Here is a 15,530-nt window from a genome sequence, read left to right as displayed (position 1 = left end):
TTTATGTTTTGTCATAGTAGACCTCATTTCTAACTCAAACGTCTCACACTTAATTCCACCATAAAAATCCGTTTTAGACTAATTTCCACTTTGGTTGGGCAAGTGGAAGTTACTTTGAGAAATTAGCGTTGGTGAAGATTATCCTTTACCAGCGCCCTTTTTCTTTTAAAAATGAGAAAATTTCGGTATAATAGTCATTATACCGAAATCATTCTATAATCGTTGATACATAAGGGTTTTATGTGTCACTTTTTTTATTTTGTGGACTTTTTTAAGAACTTTTTATTTTTTCGAGGGCAGTTTCAAAGAATGAGACTGCTCTTTTTTGGTTCTCTTTTGATAAATGGCTGTACGTATCCATAGTTACAGATATTTTTGCATGGCCAAGCCGTGTCTGTATCTCCTTGTATGGTAATCCGGCATTAAGCAAGATACTAGCGTGAGTGTGTCGGAAAGCATGAAAGCCTAAATCAGTACAGTTAGCGTTTTTTAAGTGCTTATGTAGGCGATAATCAACCTTTCGAGTATTGACATAGTTGTCAAAGCTATCAGAGAATACTTTCTCATAGGTTAAGCCAATGTTTCTACCGTTTTCTGCTTGTCTTGCTCGGTAGAGACGAAGCATGAGCACTGTTTTATGATCGATATCTAAAACTCTATAGCTTGATTTTGTCTTAGGACTGTTTACCTGGTTTAAAATGTTGAGTGTTTTGTTAATATCGATCGTTCCGTTCTGCAGGTCAATATCAGACCATTCCAGGGCCAGACATTCACGGATGCGCAGTCCAGTAGCTAGGAGCGTTTTATAAAGCACAGTATCATAAAAATTGATAAAGGTATTCTCCAGGTTATCGAGATAGGAGAGGAAGTTTTTAAGTTCCTGATCTTGAAAGTATTTAATTTCTTGTTTATCTCTGGTTATCTTTCTAGGAATAACAATATCACGAGCAGGGTTATTGTCTAATGCTTGAATAGAAATTCCATACTGTAGAATACGTTTATTTAAGGCATGAAGATGATTGTATTCTTTATATCCTGTTCCGTCCTGATTGTACTCATCCGCCCACTTATTTACCTGAGTTTGGATAATAACAGGAGTAAGTTTATCTAGTTTGTAAGTACTAAATGAGGGCAAGAGGTAATTATTTAAGCAACCTTTTATCTTTATCTGCGTATTAGTCTTTATGGTATGCTGGTAGGTTTGCCAGAATAAGTCCACAAGTTCGCTATAGGTTGTTATATGTGAGCGTTGTTTCCGTGTAGAGCCGTTTTTCTCAAATTCTACCTTAGCCTGGGTGGCCTTGTTTCTGAGTTCTTTCTTTGTTCGTGCTGATATGGTAGTCTTGACCTTCTTACCAGTCACAGAATCAATGCCAAGATAGATACTGGAGCGGTAGACTGCTGATCCGTCTTTTTTCGTGTGTTGTGTAATTTTCATGGTTTTACTCCTTTTTCCATCAGCAGGCAAGCAATTAGAAAAGGTTTTGAGTTTATACCATGCGAGGAGCTACGAGAACCCCTCTATTTTCGATTTTAAGAGGACGGACGGTAAATTATACAAGAATAGGAAGCAAGGCGGATATGGGGCATATATGGGGTTTGAAAAAGCCCATATATTGCAAGTAGTTCTATCTTAATGTGTCAGTGATATTATACCAATTATTCGGAAATCCAAGTGTGTCCAATACAATGCCGGCTTCAATGGAGTGCGCTTTTTTATTTAGAGCTTTGGTTCTTTTTATAATAGTGTTATGTAATTGAGCGTATTGTGTGGAAGCAAGTAGGCATTGCAAGGCAAGAAAAACATAATATACAGATTGTCTTGATGTATTGGCATTGTTATTGTAATAGTGGAAATAAGCTAGTTGTGGAAGATTCTCACGACATTTATAATTGAAAAGTTTATTATTATGAGCAGTGATATTTCTAATTTCTAGTATATTTTTAATAATACTTTCTAAAGCCTTTCCGCTTAAAAGGTCTTTACTAGGTCTATTTTGGATGTATTCAATATTTTCTTGTAAGAATGGTGATAAATCTCTAGCTATTTGATTTTTTATATCAGTGTTTAGATTTCTATAAAAGTTAAATGCTTGCCCTAATGTAAGTTCATTGATGATAACCCAGAAAGGAACAACGCCATGTTGTTTATAGTGGTGTTTTATAGAATTGTTTTGCTTATCCCTATTATAATCATTGAGTATTTTAGCTAATATACTGATTAAATTTGTAATTTGTGCGAGCCTTTTTGCATCTTTTTGTGTTTCAAAATTATTAATATCTAGATAAGAGTATGGCTTTGGATATGATTCTGAAAAACGATATGCCAGTACGGATTTAAAGTGTTTTTCTGCATCTATAATTGCTTTTAAAAAAGCTGATTTAATTTCTTTATCGTAAAAGTGTGTTGCAGCTATTTCTCTAAAGTCTGCACCAGCTATAAATTTATCTTTTGATGTTTGAAAAAACTTACTATATCCGTTGACGACGTTGTAATAGTTGTTAGTTAGAAGGTATCTTTTACATTCTTCTATGTTATCTATTTCTAAACCTCTAGACTGGAGAAGTTTTATTTGTTCATCTAATGTTTGAAATGGTTTCATATATGTTCCTTATATACAAAAACACCACCTAGTAGAACTAGGCGGTGTTTCGCGTACTCTGTTCCCTTGGGAGCAGAAACTCTTCTCATTGCCTAATAATACTGTAATTTTTAGTTTTTGTCAATATTTTTAGTTTGTTTTTTAAAAATTTTTGAGTATCGAAAAAACTCAACGCTGGGAAAGTTGCTTTTATTGCATTGTCAGACAAGTCAGCAGTAGCAGGCTTGTCTTTTTCTATTTGTCACTTTTGCCGTTTTTTGCGCTTTAGTTTGTAAAATTGGCTTTCTATTTTTCACTTTCCCTTGTTTTTGCACAATAGACCTTAGAAATAGGGGCACTATTGGCGAATATGGAGGATTTTTATAGAATCTTCTCAAAAACCATTGTAGCCTGGATACGGTCACCACCGCCTAAACCTTTGCTTCCACCATTGGCGGTTGTGATTGTATGTAGGCGATAACCTTTTGAAGCTTGTTTATTGATAACCTCTTCTAATTCTGTAAGGTTTCCTGATCCAGTGCCGAAAAACTTTTCTTTCAAAGTTACCTGAAGAACAACGTAGTGTAGTCCATTTACTCCAGAAGCGGTAGAAAAACTACCTTCTTGTTTTACAGTATCAAAAAATCCCATGGGGGTTACTCCTTTTCGTTGTCTCTCTCAGATAGTTTTTGAACTAAATCAAAAGCTATTTTTTTATCATAGTCATTTAAAGAAATATAGTTGATTAAAATATCTGCAAAATTTGTATTGTTCTCTTTATCAGCATTTATTAGTTCTTCAATTGTAAACATATACGATGGGATATGATTAAGCAATCCTTTTCCAAAATTGTTATACTTTACAGGATTATTTATATGTTCTTCAACGTTTTTATATGCCGAACCAAGTTCATTTATTTTTTCAATATCTATATCATTAAGTAATTTTTTAAATTCGTTACTTTGGATTATTTTTAAAATATTTTGTTTATCTTCAAATCCTAATAAGTAAGCAACATTTACTCCGAAGTAGTCAGCAAGCTGTCGAGCTTTTTCTGGTTTGATTTGACTTTCTCCGTTTTCCCATTTTTGGTATCCTCTACGGGTCACACCCATAACTTTAGCGACGTCCTCTTGAGTGTCGCCTTTTTTTTGTCTCAACTCTTTTAATCTGTTCATGTATATTACCTCATTTTAATTATATCACAAAATAACAAAAAGCTAACAAAAAATTCACTTTTTATCATTTTGTTGTTGACAACTAACAAAAAATACGCTACAATACAACCAAGCTAACAAATAGTTAGCAAAAGAAAGGGAGGATTTTATTGCTTATTACCTCAACACAAGCAAAAGCGATTCGCCGAAAGCAAGCTGATAAGAAATTGACTGCTAAGCAAGCAGGCGAAGAAATCGGAGTTACACAAGTTACCTATCGAAAAATTCGAGACGGTGGCGAAGTCAAGCCGAGCATTTACCAAAAAGCCATGGAATGGCTTGCTGAAGATTATTAGAAAGGAGCATAAGACAGAATCAAGAATATTTCTGCTTGCTACCTATGGCAGTATCAAGGGTTTGTAGGGGTTTATTCTCTCCTAAATTTTCCCTACCACAATGATTTACCTTGGTACTGTTTTAGGTGGCAAGCACGAGCAACAAGAAGAAAGGAGTGAACCAATGGAATTGGTTTATATGGACGGCAAGAAAGAGCCGTATACACTGAGCAGTATCGTTGCAGACTGCGCTGAAATTAAGCACAGACATTTGAAGATTTTGCTGAATAAACACCGAGAGGACTTTGAGAGTTTTGGAAAGGTGACATTTAAAATTTCACCTTCAGAGAGTGGGCAAAATGTACGGGATTATATTTTGAACGAGCAACAAGCAACATTGCTGATCACTTACTTACGAAATACAGAACCCGTAAAAGAGTTTAAGAAGAACCTAGTCAAAGCCTTTTTTGAAATGCGTGATGAACTTTCTAAACGCTATCTTCAAAGAGAACTGGAAAAACCGAAGCGTAAAAGTTTAACTGAAGCTATTCAAACATGGGAGAAAGCCCCCAAGCATGCCTATAGTACTCTTACAAACTTACTACTAAAGGGGGTGACAGGGAAGAATAAAGCGCAACTCATGAAGGAGCGAGAAAGTAAGAACGGCATTGAGGGCTTGACAAGTGCAGAACTGACAAACTACCAACGTTTGGAAGATATGGCAATAGCTATGATTAATTTGAATAGGGGGTATTCAGAAATTAAGGAATTAATTTTTAAAGTATAGGAGTATAGAAAATGGAAAATGATTTTAAGACAGTTACAAATGCCAAGGGGTTAGAAATTCCTAAGTATCCCAAGGATTTTAAAAAGCTAGTTGAGAAAGACAGACAACTAGCCGAATATATTTGTATGAACTACGAGAACTTGGACAGTGAAGACCTGGGCGCATTTCTTGAAACGGTGGAGCAGGGATTCAGTTGGATTCTAGATCTTATCGAAAGCAAAGACTTGCTTTATAAACCACAGTCAGGTAGTAATTATGCAAAAAGAAAATAAAAAAATCACTTGCTCAAATTTTAGACGAGGAGAGCAAGCGACACAATTCAGAGTATAGAAATTTTTTCTATGCTTTGATTATAGCAAAAAATATCTATTCTATCAAATATCTCAAGAAAAACCGAAGAGCAGGCAAGCAATTAGAAAAGGTTTTGAAAATCAAGTGCTGATAGGGTGATTCTAAGGCCTTGTTTAGCTGAAAGATGGGTAATTACTCACGAAACACCGCTACAAGCGTTCGCCAACTTGGGGCAATCGCCCAGCGTTTGGAGTGGTGAAACAATCCAATATAGGAAAAAGGGAAAACAGACTATGACAGAAACAACATACGATATTATCGCTAAAAGCTTGGATAGAATTAGTATGGAATTACACCAAGCAGACGAAAACAATGATTTTTTAAGAATAGGACTCTTATCAGGACAATTAAAAGCTATCAAAGAAGATTTACACCGCTTACTTTGGATTGAACTTCCTGAATTGAATGACAGCCATAAAATCAAAGCGATCTCTAAAAGAACTACGGGAATCTTTTTCAGCCCTGGTATTTTTGAATTGGATGCTATGCGACAAGCATTCTTTAAACGCCAAGCCAAGCATTTTTTTGACAATGCAACAGAGCAACAGGCGTATATAGAATATGCTGAAAAGGAGTATTTAGAGGCTACTATAACCTTGAAGGATATTCTTTTTAACTCTAAAAATGGGACTCGACAAGTAAATAAAGATTGTCTTGTAGAAAAATTTGAAGAGGCAATGCAATGACACAATCAGAATTTTACAACCGAATGACTAAAATCAAGGATAGACATCCGAACCTCTTTCAGTTCATAATTGACTTTTTAGATGATAAAGTAACTCCAGAAGAGGTGTACGACTTTCTGAAGATGGAGCACAGCTATCAAGTGAATTATATCAAGAATTACCAAGCGAGGGCATAGCATGAATGAACTAGATTTAAGCAATACACAGGCGCTTATTTTTACCGTGATATTGGTTGACTTTCTCATGTATCTAAACCACCGAGACCGCAAAAAAAGCGCCCAAATCGAGCGAGAAAGTACACAGACGATAGAAACAATTAGCGAGGGTTTAAGCCCTGATTATGGGCGATATATTCAGCTTGCAGCGGTTAAGCCATGGGGGTAATAAGATGTTTGAAAAAATGATTGAAGATTTAAAGTCTAAGATTTTGGAAGCAGTGGAACGGTATTTAAAAAGCCATGAGAAAGTACCTCAAAAAAGATTAGATTTGATCAGCAAGGTGGAACTAAAGGAAGAACTGGGCATAGGAGATAAAACCTTGATAAAATGGGAAGGTGCAGGACTACCGCAGTATATACCGCCTATTGAAGATACTAGAAAAGCGTATTATAAAATCTCAGACGTTTTAAAGTTTTTGGGGGTAGATGATGGCAAAGACTAAAATATATTTTTGGTTAAAAGTTGATAAGAAGTTTTTTGATAATCTTTTTATTAAACGACTTAAAAATATGCCTGGTGGCTACACTATGACAGTGATTTATATCCGTCTTATGTTGGAAAGTTTAGAAGATGATTGTATTTTGTACTATGAGGGGTATTTTGATAATTTGGTACAGGAGCTAGCCTTAAAATTGGATGTGTCCGAGGATGATATAAATATGACAGTTGCATATTTTACAAAATGCGGACTGATTCAGATAGACGATGATGGACATGCTACATTATCGCAAGCAAAAGCCATGGTTGAGAGTGAAACAAATTGGGCAAAATACAAGCGAGACCAAAGAAAAAATAGTCAAAATTTACCAAAATTGGAGAATGTCCAAAATAAAAAGACTATTTCCAACTCATGTCCAACAGAGATAGAGAAAGAGAATAGAGTTAATAGTAAGAGTAATAATTTATATTTAGATAATATATTGTCGGGAAATCCCGACTACAATTTTCCTACTTGGCTTGAAGAAACAGCTATAAAAGATTTAGAGAAAACAAAACATAAAGAACTTTGGATTCCTATTGCTTATCTGAATCAAGTAGCTAATAAGAGGTATAAGTTTGTTGATAAGACAAAAAGGCTTTTACTAGCACGATTCAAAGAAGGCTATACACTGGAAGATTTTAAACAGGTGATAGATATTAAAACAGCAGAATGGAAGGATAGTCCTGAATTTTCTAAATATCTGAGACCTGAAACACTTTTTGGATCTAAGTTTGACGGTTATTTGAATCAAAAGCCTAAAACCATAAAAGGGAAGTCCGAAGACAACTTTCCAGATCTACCATTTTAGGAGTTGCACAGATGAAGGAACAATTTAAAGAATTTAATAACAGAAAAATATCGGATAAAGTTTGCGATATTCACCAGGTAAATTATTGGGAAATTTCTGTACCGGTGTTAGGGGGTTCAGAAAGAAAACTACAAGCATTTTGCCCAGAGTGCGTGAAGGGAGAGATTAAACAGAAAGAGAAAGACCTATTGCAGCAGTTCGAGGACAGACAAGCCTACTTTAAAAACTTATGATGTGTTAATGCGTGACAGTACGATCCCTAACGAGTTGAAAGGAGCGACGTTTGATAATTTCTTTGTTAAGACTACAGAGGAGCGTCAGATGTTAGAGTTTGTAAAGGGGCAAGCCCAGAAGTACCTTGGAGGTATGACGGGAAATACCTTAATTAGTGGTAGCACAGGAATAGGGAAAAGTCATTTATCTCTTGCTCTGGCCAAAGAAATCAATGAGAGTTTCAGAGAGAAGAACGATCCTAAGAGTGTCTTATTTGTCAGCTTAACCGAGATTATCAAGCAGATAAAAGAAGGTTGGGCTTATGGAAGGAATGCAAACTTAACAGAGTATGAGGCAGTTAAAAAGCTAGTTGATGTTGATTTTCTAATCATCGATGACCTTGGGGCAAAAAATGGAACAATCACTCCTAAGAGTGACTGGGAACAGGATTTCTTGTTTGATATTATCAACAATCGAGAAACTACGATTTTCAACACGAACCTAGATAGTAGTGAACTGCGGACGGTATACAATGCTAGAAATTCAAGTAGAATTTTGAAAGGTTTAGAAGGGAACACTTTCAAGGCTTTCACGATCAAAGATAAGAGATATACTATAAACACAGTGAGGGGAGAATATCAATGAATGATGATAAAATGCGATTTGCAACAGAGAAAGGCTTTGTTGTCTACGAAAAATGTGGTATAATAGAGATAGAAAAAGTTCCAAGTTTTGGAGAAATTATTTTATTCTATTCAGATGGGAAATTTACTCATCTAGTCAAAAAAGAAACTAAAAAATAAGTCTATTGAGAACAACTCAGGGACATACCGTAAGCATATAATGCTAGTGGTATGTCCCTTTTTGTTTGCATAGAAAGGGGGTGAGAGCAATGTCAGGAGATACTTCTTTAGGGTATGTAGTAGCCAATAAGTTTTCTATGGATCCAGATAAAAGACAGAAAATCTTTTCTCAGTGTAAAAAAGAAGATGATAGCTTAGAACAACGGAAACAAGAAATACTAGAGAAATATGCTAACAAACAAGACAAATCAAAATCTAGAAAAAATGATTTTAAAGGCTCGGAGAGTCATAAAAGAAAAGCTAAAAGCAAAGAATTTTAGAAAAAATTATAAACAAAAATCAGATATTAAAAGATGAAGGAGCAAAAAATGACAACTAACTTAGTTAAACAAAAAGAAAATCTAGAAGCTTATATCCGGAGTACAGGTTATAACACTAGGGGAATGAAAGTAGAAAATAATCATGTACTCATTGAAAAACCAATACTTGATAGTTACGAAGATGAACATCAACGTAAAGAATTGGTTGATCTAGTAAATGTTATTGAGACTCGTACCCGTGGTGGGAAGTATGAAGTAACTGACTTTGAATCTGATTCATTACAAGAAGTTAGTGAAAATTCGGTTGAGAGAACAGAAGCAGATAAAAAGAAAACTATCAGCGTTGATTACTTAGTTAAATTATTCAGTGGAAAACTTGATTTTTCACAGGAACAATTAGATGATGGCCAATATAATTTAACGGATTTTCTTGGTAAGAAGATTATTAAATTAAAACGTAGAACACGAAATAGAGAGATTGGGAAAATTCTCCAAACTGCGAAAGTGCAGACTGCTACAAGTATGGACGACTTGAAATCTATTGTTTCTTTAATCAATCCAGAGCGCAATGTATCTATGGTTGTTAGTCAATCACTATTTAGTGTCTTAGAAAAAATGAAAGACACTTCAGGAAATTATCTTCTTAAAGTTGATAAAGAGACAGGGACAAGTGAAACATTCTTTGTAGATAACTTTTTAATTGTAGATGATACAACATTAGGGAATAAAGGTGACAAAAAAGGCTTTATCGGAGATCTAGAAAACTTTGTTACTTTGTTTGATCGCAAGAAAGATACACTTAGTTGGGTGAATGCGAATGACTATTTTGGAAAACGGTTGATTTTACATACCCGATTTGATGTAAGAAAAGTTGAAGAAGATTGTGGTTACTTTATTCAATGGAATTAGGAGAAAGAAATGGATATTAATCAAGTATTTGATACACTGGATGATTTAGATAATAAAAAAAGTAAGACTAATTCAGCACGAGAACAGTTAAGCGAAAAAAGGAAAAGCCTGTTAGGCAATCAAGCAGTTTCATTTGAGAACATAGATTCTTTTTTGTCAAATAACTTAGAATCTTTAGAGCAGCTGGAAAATATGGAAAAAGCTATTAATGGCCTTCAGGAAAAATTTGATAGTGATTTTTCAGAAGCTAATGCAGTCATCTTTGAATACATTTTTAAAGAGACTAAGCAACGGATGGAAACTAAGAAGATCTATAAACAATACCGAAAGAAACTTAGACAAATTCTGGACGCATATGATGAAATTCAAGAACTAAAGAAGAATGTGGAAGAAATCCATACAGGTGTAGTCAGAGAAATAAGTCAGAAACATTCTCTATTGCTATATCGAACAGAAGTAAGTCCACTTACTGTTCTACCATTTTTAACCCCTGATTCTAGCGGGTGGATGAATTTTTCTAAGGAATATCGGGACATTAAAGAGTATTTAGAAAAATAGGGAACAAATTAAGTAAGGCTAGTGATATATGGCTGAAACAGAAGAGATATCGCTAGTCCTACTTTTATGCTTTACTAAGTTTCACATAACAAAGTAAGCATAAACTGAAAAGAAGTAATAGCTTGAAAGCAAGGTATATCAGGGGTTTACAGAATGGAGTGAGTTTCACAGAATGTAAGATATGAGAAACTGAGGGGATAAATTAAAGAAATTTCCCTTGAACTTGTCATACTGAAGAGTTGTCAAACTTAAAACAATGATACCTGATAAGTGGAGTGTTGGAAGGCTTTTAGCGCTTTTTGTCAGTTTGACAGAATTTACAATTTGACAAATTGCAAGATAAAAAATTTTTAAAATTTAAGTGGAGGTACTTGCCTATGTACGAGTTGAGTAACAGAGACTTGGACGGGATAGATATTGAGTTAGGACGGTATAGAACGCTTGCTAATAAAATTTATTTGAGAAGACAGGAACTAATACATAATAAGAAACATAGCGCTGAAGATTATACTGGTGGGAAAGGCAAGATAGTATCTAGTCCTACTGAAGCGACAATCATTAGAATTGAAGAAGACCAAACACTAAGATATTTAGAAGGTTTCAAACTAGTTGTAGATACCTTGATGGAAAACTTAATTGAAAGTGATCTAGTAATTTTTAAAATGAGATATTTAGAAGCTGGTGCGACTTGGGAAGACGTGGCAGAGAAACTAAATAAAACTACTCGTTACATAAATAGCCGTAGAAAGGTAATCGCTAAAAGATTTGTGGAATTGAAAGGATATTGACTCCCCCCACCTTTTAAAAAATCTTTCTTCCCAGTAGGGTACCGGTGAAGGGAACTTTTTCCAAGTCGGAGATGTTCAGAGAAAAAGGGGGTAAAAACTTATTGTTTTTAGAAAAAAGTATTAGTTTTTCTAAAATAGAATTGAGATGAAACTATTTTTCTGAAATAAGACCTAATTTTCAATTGATAAATGAATTGATTATGTCATTTATTTTTAAGATTTCTTCCAATAATAGTTTTTGATACTCTTTAAAATTTTTTGAGGAATGAAATTCAATCAGTTCTTCAAAGAATTTCGGGGGATTGGTAAATATTTGTAATGGGACATTTGAAATTTTATAATGAAATATATTATTTCTAAAATCTTGTCGGAAGTTAAAAACTTTTTCTTTGCGATCAAGGATATCAACAACTTCCTCCCGTTGGAAATCAGGAAATAAAGAGCTTTCCTTATTAAGAATCAAGCGTAAGGCTGTAATACTAACTAAATAGCATTGGCTTAGCGAGCGTGTAAAAAAGTAATTTTTTGATTTTAAGACACTTGGCATAATATGTACTACAAAATTATTCTGGCATAATATGTTAAATAAGAATAACTGAGTGCCCGTAGGCAGAACTCCTGTTAAAAAATTCCTTCTTTTAGATTCAAATAAGAAAAAATCACGTTGTTCAAAGTTTTCAATTTTAATATCCTGGATTGTAGGCTTCTTAATAGTTTTTTGATTTACTGAATTAATTAAAGTTCCTAAAGCTTTGCTAAATTCAAAAAATAAATCAGTAGCTCTTTTATCAAAATAGGAAATATCCTTTTTATCAGTTTTCGATAAAATACTTTCTAGGTAAATATGATATTGGTTAGTGTTAGCGTATGGAATTTCGTTGAAGTAATATACCCCTAAATCATGTTGTCCAAAAATATTGATTACGAGTTTTTGAAATAAATTGTAATTTTCTACCATTTGTGAATAAAAGCGTCTCTCTATTTCAAGTATCAGTTTGTTAGCCTTGCTATATTTTTTATCAGAGTATTGCTTATAACTCACTCGGACACTAGATATTATTTTTTGAAATTCCTGTTCTCCAATATTTGGAAAATCACTATGAACATTTCTAGGTAAAAACTTTAGTATTCCATCACAGAGAGATGATACAAAAGGAAGGATACCTATTGATAGTTCTGAATAAACTGTCTTATCCAAACTTACAATATTTTCAAGCAGTTGCCTTACTTCAGCAACTTCATCAAGTAGGATTGAAAAAGAAATCATTTCTATCTTATCCATGTTAATCCTTTCAGAAAGTTATTGTTTATATTATAGTTATTGTAACATTATTATTGATAATTGATTAGATGAATAAAAAAGCACCTTCAAAGGTGCTAGTTCTTGCCTGCTGAACTCGTCAATATTACGCCCTTTTTAGGGCTCTTTTTGTGGACTTTTTTAGGAACTTTCAAGAAAAACTAAGGCGATTTAATGCCTAAATGTTTTTAAAGAAAGTCAGTATTTTCAAGGGCTGAGCTCTAAAAATTTGACTTATAGAGTGTTAAATGATAGTATAGTCAAAGATAGTCAAGGTTTAAGAAGAGAGGTGGGTTTGTAATGAGATTTAAAAATACATCGGATCATATTGAGGCCTACATCAAGGCGATTTTAGATCAATCTGGAATTGTGGAGTTGCAACGGAGTCAGTTGGCCGATACTTTTCAGGTTGTTCCTAGTCAGATTAACTATGTGATCAAAACACGCTTTACGGAAAGTAGAGGCTACTTGGTTGAAAGTAAGCGTGGTGGCGGAGGTTATATTCGTATAGGACGGATTGAGTTTTCTAGTCATCATGAAATGCTCAAGGAGCTGCTTTACTCGATTGGTGAGCGAGTTAGTCAAGAAATTTATGAGGATATTCTGCAGCTTTTGGTTGAGCAGGAATTAATGACCAAGCAGGAGATGAATTTGCTAGTATCAGTAGCTTTGGATCGCGTTTTAGGAGAAGAAGCTTCAGTTGTTCGTGCAAACATGCTACGACAGGTCATACAAGAGGTAGATAGAAAAGGGAAGTAAGATGAACTATTCAAAAGCATTGAATGAATGTATCGAAAGTGCCTACATGGTTGCTGGCCATTTTGGAGCTGGTTACCTAGAGTCTTGGCACTTGTTGATTGCCATGTCCAATCACAGTTATAGTGTGGCAGGGGTGACTTTAAATGATTATCCATATGAGATGGACCGTTTAGAAGAGGTGGCTTTGGAACTGACTGAAACGGACTATAGCCAGGATGAAACCTTTACGGAATTGCCGTTTTCTCATCGTTTGCAGGTCCTTTTTGATGAAGCAGAGTATGTAGCGTCAGTGGTCCATGCTAAGGTGCTAGGGACAGAGCACCTCCTCTATGCGATTTTGCATGATGGCAATGCCTTGGCGACTCGTATCTTGGAGAGGGCTGGTTTTTCTTATGAAGACAAGAAAGATCAGGTTAAGATTGCTGCCCTTCGTCGAAATCTAGAAGAACGTGCAGGCTGGACTCGTGAAGACCTCAAGGCTCTACGCCAACGCCATCGTACAGTAGCTGACAAGCAAAATTCTATGGCCAATATGATGGGCATGCCCCAGACTCCAAGCGGTGGTCTCGAGGACTATACGCATGATTTGACAGAGCAAGCGCGTTCTGGCAAGTTAGAACCAGTCATCGGTCGGGACAAAGAAATCTCGCGTATGATTCAAATCTTGAGTCGGAAGACAAAGAATAATCCTGTCTTGGTTGGGGATGCTGGTGTCGGGAAAACTGCTCTGGCGCTTGGTCTTGCCCAGCGTATTGCTAGTGGGGATGTGCCTACGGAAATGGCTAAGATGCGCGTGTTAGAGCTTGATTTGATGAATGTTGTTGCAGGGACACGTTTCCGTGGTGACTTTGAAGAACGCATGAACAATATCATCAAGGATATTGAAGAAGATGGCCAAGTCATCCTCTTTATCGATGAACTTCATACCATCATGGGTTCTGGTAGTGGGATTGACTCAACTCTAGATGCGGCCAATATCTTGAAGCCAGCCTTGGCGCGTGGAACCTTGAGAACAGTTGGTGCGACCACTCAGGAAGAATATCAAAAACACATCGAAAAAGATGCGGCCCTTTCTCGTCGTTTCGCCAAAGTGACGATTGAAGAGCCAAGTGTTGCAGACAGCATGACCATTTTACAAGGCTTGAAGGCGACTTATGAGAAACATCACCGTGTGCAAATCACAGATGAAGCGGTTGAAACAGCCGTTAAGATGGCTCATCGTTACTTGACTAGTCGTCACTTGCCAGACTCTGCTATCGACCTCTTGGATGAGGCAGCAGCAACAGTGCAAAATAAGGCTAAGAATGTAAAAGCAGACGATTCAGGTTTGAGTCCAGCTGACAAGGCCTTGATGGATGGTAAGTGGAAACAAGCTGCTCAACTAATTGCTAAAGAAGAGGAAGTGCCTGTCTATAAAGTCTTGGTGACAGAGTCTGATATTTTGACCACCTTGAGTCACTTATCAGGTATTCCAGTTCAAAAACTGACTCAAACGGATGCTAAGAAATACTTAAACTTGGAAGCTGAATTGCATAAACGTGTCATCGGTCAAGATCAAGCAGTTTCAAGTATTAGCCGTGCCATTCGCCGCAACCAGTCAGGGATTCGCAGTCATAAGCGTCCGATTGGTTCCTTTATGTTCCTAGGGCCTACAGGTGTCGGTAAGACCGAATTGGCCAAGGCTCTGGCAGAAGTTCTTTTTGATGACGAATCAGCCCTTATCCGCTTTGACATGAGTGAGTATATGGAGAAATTCGCAGCCAGTCGTCTCAACGGAGCTCCTCCGGGCTATGTGGGTTATGAAGAAGGTGGGGAGTTGACCGAGAAGGTTCGCAACAAACCATACTCTGTTCTCCTCTTTGATGAGGTAGAAAAAGCCCACCCAGACATCTTTAATGTCCTCTTGCAGGTCTTGGATGATGGTGTCTTGACCGATAGCAAGGGTCGCAAGGTTGACTTTTCAAATACCATTATTATCATGACGTCAAATCTTGGTGCGACAGCCCTTCGGGATGACAAGACTGTCGGATTTGGGGCTAAGGATATTCGTTTTGACCAGGAAAATATGGAAAAACGCATGTTTGAAGAGTTGAAAAAGGCTTATAGACCGGAATTCATCAATCGTATTGATGAAAAGGTGGTCTTCCATAGTCTGTCTAGCGACCATATGCAGGAAGTGGTGAAGATTATGGTCAAACCTTTAGTTGCAAGTTTGGCTGAAAAAGGCATTGACTTGAAATTACAAACTTCCGCACTGAAATTGTTGGCAAATCAAGGATACGACCCAGAGATGGGAGCTCGTCCACTTCGCAGAACCTTGCAAACAGAAGTGGAAGACAAGTTGGCAGAACTTCTTCTTAAGGGAGATTTGGTGGCAGGCAGCACACTTAAGATTGGTGTTAAAGCAGGCCAGTTAAAATTTGATATTGCATAAAAAGCGAGGCCGGGAAAAAGTTCCCGACCTCTTTATTTGC

General features: G+C 36.1%; 20 protein-coding genes and 1 pseudogene. 16 read left to right on the top strand and 5 right to left on the bottom strand.

The window, feature by feature from the left end:
- Positions 1 to 271: 271 nt before the first annotated feature.
- From QM818_RS01750 to QM818_RS01735, 4 genes are all read right to left on the bottom strand, one after another.
- The gene (locus QM818_RS01750) at positions 272 to 1,438 is read right to left on the bottom strand and encodes a tyrosine-type recombinase/integrase (protein ID WP_261039004.1); all 1,167 of its coding nucleotides are present in this window, start codon (positions 1,436 to 1,438) and stop codon (positions 272 to 274) included.
- A 190-nt stretch (positions 1,439 to 1,628) separates the two neighbouring features.
- Entirely contained in the window at positions 1,629 to 2,603 is a 975-nt protein-coding gene (locus tag QM818_RS01745; RefSeq protein WP_173267092.1) for an Abi family protein, read from the bottom strand.
- A gap of 360 nt (positions 2,604 to 2,963) precedes the next feature.
- Positions 2,964 to 3,233 (bottom strand): DUF4177 domain-containing protein, encoded by a 270-nt coding sequence (locus QM818_RS01740; RefSeq protein ID WP_084926963.1) that lies wholly within the window; start codon positions 3,231 to 3,233, stop codon positions 2,964 to 2,966.
- Positions 3,234 to 3,238: 5 nt separating this feature from the next.
- Positions 3,239 to 3,760 (bottom strand): helix-turn-helix domain-containing protein, encoded by a 522-nt coding sequence (locus QM818_RS01735; RefSeq protein WP_084926964.1) that lies wholly within the window; start codon positions 3,758 to 3,760, stop codon positions 3,239 to 3,241.
- 149 nt (positions 3,761 to 3,909) lie between these two features.
- On the opposite strand from QM818_RS01735, the gene QM818_RS01730 reads away from it, so the two are divergent.
- The 14 genes and pseudogenes from QM818_RS01730 (at position 3,910) to QM818_RS01665 (ending at position 10,997) form a co-directional block, all read left to right on the top strand.
- Entirely contained in the window at positions 3,910 to 4,095 is a 186-nt protein-coding gene (locus QM818_RS01730; protein ID WP_004245570.1) for a hypothetical protein, read from the top strand.
- Positions 4,096 to 4,258: 163 nt separating this feature from the next.
- A complete protein-coding gene (locus QM818_RS01725) occupies positions 4,259 to 4,861 on the top strand; it encodes a Rha family transcriptional regulator (protein WP_084926965.1) in 603 nt (200 codons plus the stop codon).
- A gap of 11 nt (positions 4,862 to 4,872) precedes the next feature.
- Positions 4,873 to 5,133 carry a hypothetical protein gene (locus QM818_RS01720; RefSeq protein WP_084926966.1) on the top strand — a complete coding sequence of 87 codons (261 nt, stop codon included), beginning with the start codon at positions 4,873 to 4,875 and terminating at the stop codon, positions 5,131 to 5,133.
- Positions 5,134 to 5,445: 312 nt separating this feature from the next.
- The gene (locus tag QM818_RS01715; RefSeq protein ID WP_084926978.1) at positions 5,446 to 5,898 is read left to right on the top strand and encodes a hypothetical protein; all 453 of its coding nucleotides are present in this window, start codon (positions 5,446 to 5,448) and stop codon (positions 5,896 to 5,898) included.
- A complete protein-coding gene (locus QM818_RS01710; protein ID WP_045612837.1) occupies positions 5,895 to 6,074 on the top strand; it encodes a hypothetical protein in 180 nt (59 codons plus the stop codon). Before QM818_RS01715 ends, QM818_RS01710 begins: the two co-directional genes overlap by 4 nt.
- A 1-nt stretch (position 6,075) precedes the next feature.
- Positions 6,076 to 6,282 carry a hypothetical protein gene (locus tag QM818_RS01705; RefSeq protein ID WP_084926967.1) on the top strand — a complete coding sequence of 69 codons (207 nt, stop codon included), beginning with the start codon at positions 6,076 to 6,078 and terminating at the stop codon, positions 6,280 to 6,282.
- A 4-nt stretch (positions 6,283 to 6,286) separates the two neighbouring features.
- Entirely contained in the window at positions 6,287 to 6,559 is a 273-nt protein-coding gene (locus QM818_RS01700; protein ID WP_049490554.1) for a hypothetical protein, read from the top strand.
- Positions 6,546 to 7,406, top strand: a complete 861-nt coding sequence (locus QM818_RS01695; protein ID WP_261080849.1) for a conserved phage C-terminal domain-containing protein — start codon at positions 6,546 to 6,548, stop codon at positions 7,404 to 7,406. The genes QM818_RS01700 and QM818_RS01695 overlap by 14 nt, the downstream gene beginning before the upstream one ends.
- 11 nt (positions 7,407 to 7,417) lie before the next feature.
- A pseudogene (locus QM818_RS01690) lies at positions 7,418 to 8,264 on the top strand (ATP-binding protein).
- On the top strand, positions 8,261 to 8,422 hold the full coding sequence (locus tag QM818_RS01685) for a hypothetical protein (RefSeq protein ID WP_192851990.1): 162 nt from the start codon (positions 8,261 to 8,263) through the stop codon (positions 8,420 to 8,422). Before QM818_RS01690 ends, QM818_RS01685 begins: the two are co-directional and overlap by 4 nt.
- An 89-nt stretch (positions 8,423 to 8,511) precedes the next feature.
- Positions 8,512 to 8,742 carry a hypothetical protein gene (locus QM818_RS01680; protein ID WP_084926971.1) on the top strand — a complete coding sequence of 77 codons (231 nt, stop codon included), beginning with the start codon at positions 8,512 to 8,514 and terminating at the stop codon, positions 8,740 to 8,742.
- Positions 8,743 to 8,790: 48 nt separating this feature from the next.
- Positions 8,791 to 9,651, top strand: coding sequence for a phage major capsid protein (locus QM818_RS01675; RefSeq protein ID WP_084926972.1), 861 nt, complete (start codon positions 8,791 to 8,793; stop codon positions 9,649 to 9,651).
- 9 nt (positions 9,652 to 9,660) lie between these two features.
- The gene (locus QM818_RS01670; RefSeq protein WP_261080848.1) at positions 9,661 to 10,209 is read left to right on the top strand and encodes a hypothetical protein; all 549 of its coding nucleotides are present in this window, start codon (positions 9,661 to 9,663) and stop codon (positions 10,207 to 10,209) included.
- Positions 10,210 to 10,586: 377 nt separating this feature from the next.
- Positions 10,587 to 10,997, top strand: coding sequence for a DUF722 domain-containing protein (locus QM818_RS01665; RefSeq protein ID WP_261038979.1), 411 nt, complete (start codon positions 10,587 to 10,589; stop codon positions 10,995 to 10,997).
- Between the two features lie 178 nt (positions 10,998 to 11,175).
- On the opposite strand, the gene QM818_RS01660 is transcribed toward QM818_RS01665, so the two are convergent.
- On the bottom strand, positions 11,176 to 12,279 hold the full coding sequence (locus QM818_RS01660) for a hypothetical protein (protein WP_084926975.1): 1,104 nt from the start codon (positions 12,277 to 12,279) through the stop codon (positions 11,176 to 11,178).
- Positions 12,280 to 12,597: 318 nt separating this feature from the next.
- Here QM818_RS01660 and QM818_RS01655 point away from each other — a divergent pair, with 318 nt between their 5' ends.
- Together QM818_RS01655 and QM818_RS01650 are read left to right on the top strand one after the other, a co-directional pair.
- Entirely contained in the window at positions 12,598 to 13,056 is a 459-nt protein-coding gene (locus QM818_RS01655) for a CtsR family transcriptional regulator (RefSeq protein WP_261080847.1), read from the top strand.
- A gap of 1 nt (position 13,057) precedes the next feature.
- Positions 13,058 to 15,490: an ATP-dependent Clp protease ATP-binding subunit gene (locus QM818_RS01650; protein ID WP_261080846.1), complete on the top strand. Its 2,433-nt coding sequence runs from the start codon at positions 13,058 to 13,060 to the stop codon at positions 15,488 to 15,490.
- The last annotated feature ends 40 nt before the right edge of the window (positions 15,491 to 15,530 follow it).

Origin of the sequence: Streptococcus mitis (assembly GCF_047464035.1) — a bacterium.
In the GTDB taxonomy this organism is placed as follows: Bacteria; Bacillota; Bacilli; order Lactobacillales; family Streptococcaceae; genus Streptococcus; species Streptococcus mitis_DX.
This window is presented reverse-complemented; position numbering and strand designations above follow the sequence as displayed.

What these genes read in the sequence shown, in the direction of transcription:
- QM818_RS01685 (WP_192851990.1), top strand. Translation starts at nt 8,261, where the DNA reads ATGAATGATGATAAAATGCGATTTGCAACAGAGAAAGGCTTTGTTGTC.
- QM818_RS01745 (WP_173267092.1), bottom strand. Translation starts at nt 2,603, where the DNA reads ATGAAACCATTTCAAACATTAGATGAACAAATAAAACTTCTCCAGTCT.
- QM818_RS01700 (WP_049490554.1), top strand. Translation starts at nt 6,287, where the DNA reads ATGTTTGAAAAAATGATTGAAGATTTAAAGTCTAAGATTTTGGAAGCA.
- QM818_RS01660 (WP_084926975.1), bottom strand. Translation starts at nt 12,279, where the DNA reads ATGGATAAGATAGAAATGATTTCTTTTTCAATCCTACTTGATGAAGTT.
- QM818_RS01720 (WP_084926966.1), top strand. Translation starts at nt 4,873, where the DNA reads ATGGAAAATGATTTTAAGACAGTTACAAATGCCAAGGGGTTAGAAATT.
- QM818_RS01715 (WP_084926978.1), top strand. Translation starts at nt 5,446, where the DNA reads ATGACAGAAACAACATACGATATTATCGCTAAAAGCTTGGATAGAATT.
- QM818_RS01680 (WP_084926971.1), top strand. Translation starts at nt 8,512, where the DNA reads ATGTCAGGAGATACTTCTTTAGGGTATGTAGTAGCCAATAAGTTTTCT.
- QM818_RS01740 (WP_084926963.1), bottom strand. Translation starts at nt 3,233, where the DNA reads ATGGGATTTTTTGATACTGTAAAACAAGAAGGTAGTTTTTCTACCGCT.
- QM818_RS01725 (WP_084926965.1), top strand. Translation starts at nt 4,259, where the DNA reads ATGGAATTGGTTTATATGGACGGCAAGAAAGAGCCGTATACACTGAGC.
- QM818_RS01655 (WP_261080847.1), top strand. Translation starts at nt 12,598, where the DNA reads ATGAGATTTAAAAATACATCGGATCATATTGAGGCCTACATCAAGGCG.
- QM818_RS01705 (WP_084926967.1), top strand. Translation starts at nt 6,076, where the DNA reads ATGAATGAACTAGATTTAAGCAATACACAGGCGCTTATTTTTACCGTG.
- QM818_RS01675 (WP_084926972.1), top strand. Translation starts at nt 8,791, where the DNA reads ATGACAACTAACTTAGTTAAACAAAAAGAAAATCTAGAAGCTTATATC.
- QM818_RS01750 (WP_261039004.1), bottom strand. Translation starts at nt 1,438, where the DNA reads ATGAAAATTACACAACACACGAAAAAAGACGGATCAGCAGTCTACCGC.
- QM818_RS01710 (WP_045612837.1), top strand. Translation starts at nt 5,895, where the DNA reads ATGACACAATCAGAATTTTACAACCGAATGACTAAAATCAAGGATAGA.
- QM818_RS01735 (WP_084926964.1), bottom strand. Translation starts at nt 3,760, where the DNA reads ATGAACAGATTAAAAGAGTTGAGACAAAAAAAAGGCGACACTCAAGAG.
- QM818_RS01670 (WP_261080848.1), top strand. Translation starts at nt 9,661, where the DNA reads ATGGATATTAATCAAGTATTTGATACACTGGATGATTTAGATAATAAA.
- QM818_RS01665 (WP_261038979.1), top strand. Translation starts at nt 10,587, where the DNA reads ATGTACGAGTTGAGTAACAGAGACTTGGACGGGATAGATATTGAGTTA.
- QM818_RS01695 (WP_261080849.1), top strand. Translation starts at nt 6,546, where the DNA reads ATGGCAAAGACTAAAATATATTTTTGGTTAAAAGTTGATAAGAAGTTT.
- QM818_RS01650 (WP_261080846.1), top strand. Translation starts at nt 13,058, where the DNA reads ATGAACTATTCAAAAGCATTGAATGAATGTATCGAAAGTGCCTACATG.